The 1,310-nt window shown below is 59.7% G+C and carries 1 protein-coding gene and 2 pseudogenes; all 3 read right to left on the reverse strand.

Annotation, left to right across the window (positions count from 1 at the left end; translation table 11 throughout):
• Positions 1-121: 121 nt before the first annotated feature.
• Positions 122-380: pseudogene (locus PU724_RS33715) on the reverse strand (IS110 family RNA-guided transposase); the annotation flags it as partial.
• Positions 381-482: 102 nt separating this feature from the next.
• A pseudogene (locus tag PU724_RS33720) lies at positions 483-710 on the reverse strand (IS3 family transposase); the annotation flags it as partial.
• Positions 711-854: 144 nt separating this feature from the next.
• Positions 855-1,013: a transposase gene (locus PU724_RS33725; RefSeq protein WP_354426087.1), complete on the reverse strand. Its 159-nt coding sequence runs from the start codon at positions 1,011-1,013 to the stop codon at positions 855-857.
• Between the last annotated feature and the right edge of the window lie 297 nt (positions 1,014-1,310).

A 1,310-nucleotide genomic window follows, 5' to 3' on the forward strand; every position in this document is an offset into this window, starting at 1 on the left:
CTTTGCCAGGTCCACCCCGATCATTGTATCTTCCATTTGCCGTCCTCTCCTTTTCGTGGCGTTGAACACCACGACCTTGGCACATTGCGATGCCGTCTGGGGAGGGCGGCAACCATCCCATCTTCTGGCGCTTCACGAAGGGGCGGACATATTGCGGCGCGATGAGCTTGATCTCGTGACCGAGCTTGACCAGCTCGCGAGCCCAGTGATGCGCGCTGCCGCAAGCCTCCATGGCCACCAGTGCCGGCGCCTGATCCGCCATGAACCGCAAAAACTGTCCGCGTGCCAGCCTCTTGCGAAACTTCACCTCTCCCGTCATCGACGCCGTGAAGCTGGAAAACGTTCTTTGCCAAGTCCACCCCGATCATCATATCCTTCATTTGCCGTCCTCTCCGTTCTGTGGGGCCTATATCGACCACAACTTGGCACTTGCGATGCCGTCCAGGGAGGGCGGCAACCCCTCCATCTGCCAAGCGAAAAACGCACTTGTGATTGACTTGCCATCCCTCCCGACGCAACAGGGCTCCAATCCGGCGGTAACCGTAGTGCGCGTTTACGAGAGCCAACTTTTGAATGAGATCTCGCAAACCTGTCTCGGCCCGACGAGGGGCCGAGTCTAGCCAGTGACGGTAATAACTCGCGCGGCTGATACCAGCGAGCCAGCACATTCGATCGATGTTGAATTCGCCTTGCGACAAGCCGGTCGTCATCTTTTCGATGACTTTGAAGATCCCGTTTCGCCAGGAGCGCTGCTCCGGCGCTGATCTTCCTCGAAGTGCCGCAAAGGCTTCGGAGCTGCGCGGCCCCGTCTAGTCCTGTTGTCGATCTGGCAGGCCGGCCACGGCGGCGTGACTTCAGATCGCCATAAGCCTCAGGTGATCACGCCACTCGTAAAGTCGTTGGCGACTGATGTCGACCTCATCTGCCAACTTGCTGACGGTTTCGCCCGCCTCCATGCGCTGGAGCAGCTCCCGCTTTTGGTCCTCATCAATAAATCTTTGCCGTCCGGCCATGCCCCAGTTTCCTCTCCTGCGGGGAAACTGTCCGCGATTTTCCCTGTCTCAGTCTGGGGGTGCACTCCAGCACAGCGGTGTCGGACGCGGCGTTATGACTCGGGTGTATCTGGTTGGGGTGGGTGGCGGTTTGGCGGGCGGCGTGATTCCATCAGGCCATGTCGGAGTCACCCGATTCTCGAACGCTGACCCCTGCGGGGCTGCTCGACATGATCGTGCAGTTGCGGGTGGAGGTCGCCGGGCTTCGCGCCGAGAATGCGGCTCTGAAGGATGAGATACGGCGTCTGAAAGGTCTGA

Source organism: Mesorhizobium abyssinicae (assembly GCF_049887195.1).
Classification (GTDB): domain Bacteria; phylum Pseudomonadota; class Alphaproteobacteria; order Rhizobiales; family Rhizobiaceae; genus Mesorhizobium; species Mesorhizobium abyssinicae.